Origin of the sequence: Neisseria sp. P0018.S001, assembly GCF_051957355.1 — a bacterium.
GTDB lineage: Bacteria > Pseudomonadota > Gammaproteobacteria > Burkholderiales > Neisseriaceae > Neisseria > Neisseria subflava_A.
This window is the reverse complement of sequence record NZ_JBQCWN010000022.1, coordinates 1-8,101: the sequence shown is the minus strand read 5'-3', so window position 1 is coordinate 8,101 and position 8,101 is coordinate 1. Positions and strand designations below refer to the sequence as shown.

Below are 8,101 nucleotides of genomic sequence, written 5' to 3'. Positions count from 1 at the left end.
ATTTGTGCGTCTTTGGCTTCGATGCTGCCTTCGGTGGCACGGATGCTGAGATGGCGGCCGGCCGTCAGCGAGCTGCCGACGGCTTCGGTGCTGCTGCTATCCTGCGTCTGCGTGCTGCGGCTGCGGCCGCCGCTGATCACGACAGGCGTGCCCGCCGCCTGGCTGGCTTTGGCCGAGGCGCTGCTGCGCTGCACCCAGTTGCCAACAATACTGTCGCTGTACCCGCCGCCCTGCATGGCTTTGTCCCAGGCATTTTTACCGGCGGTATAGGGGTCGTAAGTGATGCCGATCGAGAAGCCGCTTTGTTTACGCTGTGTCCGGCTGTGCTGTTCGCTGCGGTTATAGGCTTCGTCAAGGGAAACTTCGCGCCCCTGCAGCTTCAGATCGCCACCGGCATACAGCTGTGCGGCTTCGGTACTCAGTTTGCCGCCCGCCGCTACGGTGGTATCGCCTTTCAGGCTGCCTATCTGCGAGGAGACTACGGCAGACGATACGCTGTTTTGCTGCAGGTTTTCTTGGGTCTTGCCGTAACCGGCCATCGCTACGCCGTTTTTCAGGCTACCGGTGAGGCCGGACTTTTTGCGCTCGTGGTTTTCCCAATCTTGGTAGCGGTTCTCGGCAGCATCAACGCGCACTTCGCCGGCAGCGGTCACCAGGGTCTGCCCGTCGCTGATGACTTGGCTGCCGCGGATGCGGGTGTCGCCGCCGGAAGCCGTTCTGACTTCGCGGCCGGTAATCACGCTGCCGGCTGCTTCGTCGTGTTGGCGCCGGTATTGGTCCAGCCGGCTTTTGCTGCCGGTCAGGCTGCGGTCTTTGCTGTAGGTGGATTCGTCCAAATCCAGGGTGCGGCTGCCTTCGCTGATGTCGATGTTTCCTTGGGCGGCCAGGGTGGTGCGGCCGTTTTGGCTGTCGATTTGGCCTTGGCGGATGCTGAGCTCTTTACCGGCGGATACGGTGATGTTGCCGGCCGCTTCGATGCGGCTGCCTGCTTCGGCGCTTTGGTGAATGTGGCGGTGGTTTTTGTCGTTTGCCGCGCCGTAGCTTTCGTGGCTTTCGGTGCGGACGGTGCCGAGTGTGACGCTGCCTTCGCGGGCAATCATTTGGCTGTGGCCGTCGCGGGCGCGGTTGGCCAGGCGGGCGCCGTTCAGTTTGATGTCGTGCCCTGCTTCGAGGCTGAGCAGGCCTTGGCCGTCTTCTGTGCCGCTGACATACAGTCCGGCCACACGGTCAACGGTGGTGCGGCCGTTGTGCGAGTCGCCGCTTTGGGCGGTGCTGCTTTGGAGGGTGATGTTGTCGGCTTTGAGGCTGAGCAGCCGTTCGGCTTCGATGCTGCCGCCGGTGATGTCGATTTGTTGTTGGGCGTCGAGTATGACGTTTTTGCCGCCGATGCGGCCGCTGTTGCTGATGTCGCCGGCGGCCAGATCGACGATGCGCCGGCCGGCAAGGGTACCGCGGTTGTCGATGCGGCCGGCTTCCAGCTGCAGGGCGTCGGCGCTGATGAGTCCGCCGGCGCTGTTGAGATCGCCGGGGCGGGCGAGGACGTAGACTTTGGGTACGAGTACGCTTTGGCTGCTGCCGTCGGCCAGGGTAACGGTCTGGCTTTCAAGCCAGACGATGTCGCTGGTCAGCCGGGCAACTTGTTCGGGGGACAGGGCGATGCCGGGGGTCAGCTGCTGGGCGCGGGCAAAGCTGATGCCGGCGTCCATCAGGGCTTGGAATTGGGCTTCGTCGTTCGGGTAGCCGTCCAGACGGCGGTAGCCGGTCAGACGGGCAATCTGTTCGTTGATCAGGCGTTGCTCGTAATAGCCGTCGCCCAGCCGTTTGTGGGTGCGGTTGGGATCGGTTTGCAGGGCTTTGAGCATGTAGTCGCTGCCCAGCCAGGTGCGGTAGTCGGCATAGGCGGGATCGGTTTCGACCAGATAGCCGGGGCGGTCGGGACGGACGGTGTACAGGCTGCTTTCGGGCAGGCTGAAGCTGCCGTCGGGACTTTTAATGCGTTGTGGCGCAACGGCGGCGGTGGCGGCATCGGCTGCGGCGGCATGGCCGGCAGGAGGGTTCAGGCTGCCTTGGTTTTGCAGAATGTCGCTCAGCTGGTTTTCAAAATCGTGGGTGCTGACGCTCGGGTTGTTGTAAGCATAACCACCTCTCCAATAGACATGATGCCTGCCTCGGTGGCCATGGCTTCTTTCGAAGGTCGCATGTTCGCTTATGCCGACTTCTTCCAGACGCCGCTGCTCTTGGGTGGCGTGGTTGGCAATCTTGTCTTTGGAAAGCCCCGACAATGTGCCACCGATCAGGATTTTGCTGTCACTGTTACGCCATTCTCCGCCTTCGGCTTTCAGGTCGCCGCCAATCAGGATTTCGCCCGGACGGCTTTCTACGATACGTTGGCGGTAACGGTTCAGGCTGTATTGGTAGCGGCGTACCGCCGATACGTCGGAGCGTTCGAATTTGCGTTCGGTACTGCCGCTTTTCTGTCTGCCCTGCTCGTTGAAACGGAAGACCAGATTGGTTCGGTATTGGCTCATGTTGCCGTCTTCGCCGTCAATGTAGCGTTCGGGCTCGCCGGCAAAGGTGTAGGCAGTTTGGCGGCGGCTGTCGGCCAAATATTCTTCGGTGCGCAAACCGGCGTTTAGGTTGTCCAGTTTTTGAACGGCAATCTGCCCGCCTCCCACTGCTTCAATCCGCGCGCCGCGGTTTTCCAGGCGCTCGGCCCTGCCTTCGGCCTGATGGCGCTCATTCAAACGGCCGCCGATATGCAGTGTGCCTTCGCTGCTGATCAGGCTGGAGACGCTGCCGGTTTGTACTTGGCCGTTTTCAATCCGGCCAAAGCCGCTGCCGGTGTTGCTTATGCTGCGCATGCCGATGTCCAGCCGCTCTCGTGCGGCAATCACGGGGGCTTGGTTTTTGCCGTCTGCGCTTGCTTCTTCGCGGTTGTTCAGGCTGCCGCCGCCCAGGGCGAGACGGCTGCCGTAGATGCGGCCGCTGCCGATGTTGTTCAGGCTGTCTGCGGCATCAATACGGGTCAGGCCGTTGCTGTTGATCAGGCCGCGGTTGTCCACGGTGTCGGCGCCAATACGGGTATTGCTGCCGGAAACCAGTTTGCCTTCGGCGCGGTTGTCGATGTGCCGGGCACGGATGTCGAGGGCTGCGCCGCCGGCCAAACGGTGGCGGTTGCGGATGCTGCCGCCGCTTTCGATGCTGAGTGTGCGGCCGGCTTCGATGTCTGCGCTGCTGTCAAAGTCGGCGCTGAGTTTGAGGGCGGCATCACGGCCAGCGGCCAGGGTGCCGCTGCCGTCCAGTACCCGGGCATCCAGTCCGATGTCCTGTCCGGCCAAGATGCTGCCGTCTTGGTTGGTGATGTTGTCGGCGGCCAGTTTCAGGCTGCCGGCAGTGGTGATTTCGCCTTGTTCGTTGTTCAGGCCGTCTGAAAGGCGGATGTCGCTTTGGCTGTTGCTGCGGATGGCGCCTTGGCGGTTGTCGAGTCGGGTGCCATCCAGTTTCAGGCTGCCTGCGGCCAGGGCGCCGCCGCGGTTGTCGCTGTGGCTGCTGTGAATGTCGGCGCTGTGGGCGAGAATGTCGCCTTGGCGGTTGTCGAAACGGCTGCCGTCTGCTTTCAGGCTGCCGAGGGTGAGGCGGCCGCTGTTGGCCAGTTCGCTGTGTACGTTCAGATCGGTGCGGCCGCCCGCTTCGATGGTGCCGCTGTTGTCCAAACGGCCGGAGACGCTGATGCGGCCGTCGGCAGGAGTGGGAACTTGGGTATGGCCGCCGTGACTGTTGCCGCTATTGCCGTTGCCGTTATTGGCGGGCGGCCGCTTGTTGCCGGAGTGGGAACCATTGTTGTTGCCGTTTCCGCCGTTGTTGCCGCTACTGTTTCCACTGTTGCCGTTGTTGTTTTCCGGCAGGCCGATGCGGCCGCTGTTGGCCAGGCGGGCGGTATCGACGGCCAGATCCTGACTGCCGCTTTGGCTGATGCGGCCGCTGTTGTCCAATACGGGGGCGGCAATGTCCAGACGGCCGCCGTCGATTTGACCGCTGTTGTCAATCCGGGCGCTGCGGATGCGGTTTTCTGCGGTGCTGAGAATGCGGCCGCTGTTGTTCAGGCTGCTTTTGCTGTCGATGCTGCTTTGGCCGTGGGCGTAAAGGGTGCCGCTGTTGTCGGCTTGGCCGGCGTTAAGACGCAGGGTGCCGCCGTCTTGGGCGGCGACGGTGCCGCTGTTGGCCAGTCTTCCGTCGGCGCTGAGGGTCACGCCGCCGGCACCGGCGTAAATCTTGCCGGCATTGCGGATGCCGCTGCCGGCATCGGCAGCAATCAGGGTGATTTTGCCGGCATACATGCCGCCCAGGGCGCCGGTGTCGATGGCAAAGACGGGGGCGGATGAAGACGGAGTGCGGGGTGCGGCGGCGTCTTTCAGGCTGCCTGCGGCGTCGGTTTGGCCGGCGGCGGCAATCACTTGGACGTCCTGCCCCCAAATGCCGCCGTCAATCTTGGCGGCACGGCTGAGAATGCGGGTGTAGTCGGCACCGCGCCCGTCAAGACCCTGTGCGCCGATTTCAATACGGCCGCTGCCGATGTCCAAACCGTCGAAACGGCCGTCTGCCAGGATGGGACGGCCGGTGGTCAGGGTGGCACCTGCGCTGTTGATAAAGCCGCCGCCGTCGACGCGGATGCCGGCGGGGTTGGCCATCACCACTTCGGCGCGGCGGCCGGCGATTTCGATATAGCCGTTCAGCCGGCTCGGGTCGCTGCTGTTGATTTGGTTGACGATTACACGGGCTTCGCCGCGGGCGAGAAAGGGGTTGCCCTGTATCCAGCCGGCCTGGCGGGTGGATACGCTTTTATGGCTGTTGTTGAGAATGGTGCCGCGCGTGTCGACATCGAAACGGCGGTATTGGTTGACGGATACGCCGTGGGCGGTGGGGGTTTGGATATTGACCTGCGGTAGTCCGTTGCCGGTTTGCAGGATGACGGGCTGCTGGGATTTGGGGGCGGATTTGTCGGCTTGGATGTCGGCAGCGGCGGCGGGCACAATCAGGGCCGAACCGAAACCGAGCAGCAGGCTGAAAGTCAGCGTGCCCAAATGCAAACGGCAGCCTGAACGGGTTTTTAGGCTGCCGTCACCGCCACCGGTTTCTCCGCCTGAGCGCTCGCCGGGACTTTTGCCCTGCCCGATGGCAGTCTCGGCTACGGCCATCAGGATGCCGCGGGTGCGGTTGAAGACGATTTTATGGCAGTGTTTGTTCATGTTCTTGCGTCCGTGTGGAAATGGGAAACAGGCAGCCCAAATGCAGGCGGTGCCCGTGTTTTCTCCGGTTAAAACGAATAGTTTAGGTTGAAGCCGAAAACGGCGGTACGTTTGCTAAAGCCTTGCGGTTTTTTAATCGGTTTGCCGACAAACAGGTCGTAATTCAGGCTGCCGCCTGCTTTGAACTGGCCGCGCAGGCCGGCGGCGGCGCCGATTAGGGTTTGGCCGAGCAGGTATTGCGCCGAGTCGCCGGAAACATGGCCGCCGTCTAGCGCCAGATAAAACTGGTGGGCAGCCTGAAAATACCAGCCGGCTTCGTTGCGCCAGTACCAGCCGCGCTCGGCCGACAGTGAGCTTTCGCCGTCGAAGCCGCGCACGGTGTAGCGACCGCCGATGGCGATTTTGTCCAAAGGCGTCAGCGGGGTTTTATTCCACTGGGCATGCAGGGCGGTGTCATATACGAAGTGCTGCCGGCCGATTTGGAAGGGGTGGTTATAGCTGATGTCGGCAGTGATCACCTTCATTCTCGAAGTGCCTTCATCAAACACCTCTTCAGGGGCGGCAATGGCATCGGCCATGCCGGTGCCGCGCTTGTAGCCAAGGCCGATATCCAAAGTGCTGCGGCCGATGTATTCCTTGTGTTTTAGGCTCAACTGCCAACCGGCGGTTTTACGGCGCTGTACTTCGACTTCGGCATCATCGATAAAACTTTGGTTTTCTTTCTGCCACAGTTTGAAGCCGATATGGCTCTTGCGCCGCGCATCACGGTACAGCAGGCGGGTAAATCCGATGTCGCTGCCACGGCTTTTGCCGTTGTAGTCGTACACTTCATTGATACCCGCCACGGCTTGGTGGTAGCGGTAGTAGTTGTGGTTCCAGCTCCACAGCCAGTTGCCCGCAGGAACGGAATAGTGAAAGGCGTAGCTTTGGGTGCCGCCGGCGGTTTTTTTGCCCTCGGAGTCGGTATGGGTGTCGGTATGGCCCAGATGGCGGCCGTAGGACAGATAAAACAGATCGCTTAAGCCGAAAGGGTTGTCGGCAGAGAAAGTCAGGCTGCCTTGGTATTTGCCGGTGGTTTTGCTGCCGGAGTCGTCCACACCGAGCGACAGGCGGTAGGGCAGCAGCCGCTGCCGCCAGGCAACAATGATGTCGCTTTCATCGGGTGCATCGGCGGGAACGATTTGAATATCGGCTTCCGCGGTGGGTACGCGCTTGAGATTTTCCAGCCCCTGCTCGATACGGCGCAGATTCAGAATATCGCCGCCTTTCAACGGAATTTCGTTTTGAAAGGCGGCAATGCGCGCGGCACGGGTTTGGTCGTTGTGCGAAGTATCAGTGCGAACCGAGCGCACTTTGCCGGACAAAACGGTTAATTCCAAAGTTCCGCTGTTTAAATCCTGCGGTGCGGCCAAAATACGGGTAGTGGTATAGCCGCGGCCGATAACGGCGTTTTGTGCCGCAACCATAATGCGGTTGATGCCTTGCGCACCCAAACATTGTCCGGATTGGAAGCCGGTTTCTTTCAAGGCTTTTTTAAGTGCAAACTGAAAACGGCCGGCAGCATCGCCGGTCAGGGTAACGGTATGAATGGGGAAACAGGGGGATTCGGCCGATTCGGCTGCAGACGGAGTAAGCGTACTTTGCCGCGTATCTTCCAAACGCACATCGACTTCGCGCTGCAGCTGCTGCTCCTGCTGCCGGCGTCGCATTTCCTGACGTCTGAATTCGCTTTCTTCAATGGTATCGGCAAGTGCAGCCTGAAAAGAAAAGGCTGCCAAAATAGCTAAACTCAGATGGGTGTGTATGGCGGACATAATGTTAAACCCAGTATATTTTTACTTGAAAATAAACTCACTAAATTTTACAAAATCATTGATAAAATGTCAATGTCTTAACTTTATCTATAGATATCTGGCGCTGTTTACAGTATCTGAAGATTTCAAGAATGATACTGTGAAGCCTTATGGCAGCCTGAAAGGGTTGCGGTGTTTGAGATGTTGCCGGCGTATTTTTCTTAAGCTGTTGTGTAAAACACTGTTAGAGACCTTTGCAAAAAAGCCCTTCCCTCGACAACCGAAACCCAAACACAGGTTTTCGGCTGTTTCGCCCCCAATCACTCCTAATTCTACCCAAATACCCCCTTAATCCTGCCCGGACACCCCATAATCAGGCATCCGATCCGCCTTTTAGGCAGCAACAGGCGCACTTAGCCTGTTAGCGGCTTTCAACAGGTTTAAACACATCGCCTTCAGATGGCTTTGCGCACTCACTTTGAGCAGACCAAAATAGGCTGCCCGGGAGTAGCGGAATTTACGGTGCAGCGTACTGAAGCTTTGTTCGACCACATAACGGGTCTTTGACAAATATCGGTTGCGTTTAGTTTGCGCTTCCGACAACGGATGGTTACGGTGGGCTTTGCGCATAATGCCGTCCAACAACTGATGTTCTTTCAGATGTTGCCGGTTTTCCTTACTGTCATAGCCTTTGTCGGCATAGACGGTCGTACCTTTGGGCAGTCCTTCCAACAAAGGCGACAGGTGGTTGCACTCATGGGTATTGGCTGGGGTAATGTGCAGTTTCTCGATATAGCCTTCCGCATCGGTACGGGTATGTTGTTTGTAACCGAGTTTGTAGAGGCCGTTTTTCTTTATCCAACGGGCATCGCTGTCTTTACTCGGTGTGGTTTGGCCGCTGATTTGTCCTTCTTCATCAACTTCTATGGCCTGGTGCTGTTTGCTGCCGGCGGTCTGAATAATGGTGGCGTCAATGACGGCGGCGGATGCTTTCTCTATTTTTAGGTTTTTTTCGGTCAGTTGGCGGTTAATCAGTTCCAGCAATTCGGACAGGGTGTCGTC

The 8,101-nt window shown here is 59.4% G+C and carries 3 protein-coding genes; all 3 read right to left on the bottom strand.

Features of this window, described 5'->3' with window-relative positions; genetic code table 11:
• A partial coding sequence (locus ACTHTJ_RS10360) for a two-partner secretion domain-containing protein (RefSeq protein WP_440360939.1) occupies positions 1–5,246 on the bottom strand: 5,246 nt, incomplete at its 3' end.
• 68 nt (positions 5,247–5,314) lie between these two features.
• Positions 5,315–7,060: a ShlB/FhaC/HecB family hemolysin secretion/activation protein gene (locus tag ACTHTJ_RS10355; RefSeq protein WP_070461294.1), complete on the bottom strand. Its 1,746-nt coding sequence runs from the start codon at positions 7,058–7,060 to the stop codon at positions 5,315–5,317.
• Between the two features lie 372 nt (positions 7,061–7,432).
• The coding region (locus ACTHTJ_RS10350) for an IS5 family transposase (RefSeq protein ID WP_440360938.1) at positions 7,433–8,101 on the bottom strand (669 nt) is incomplete at its 5' end.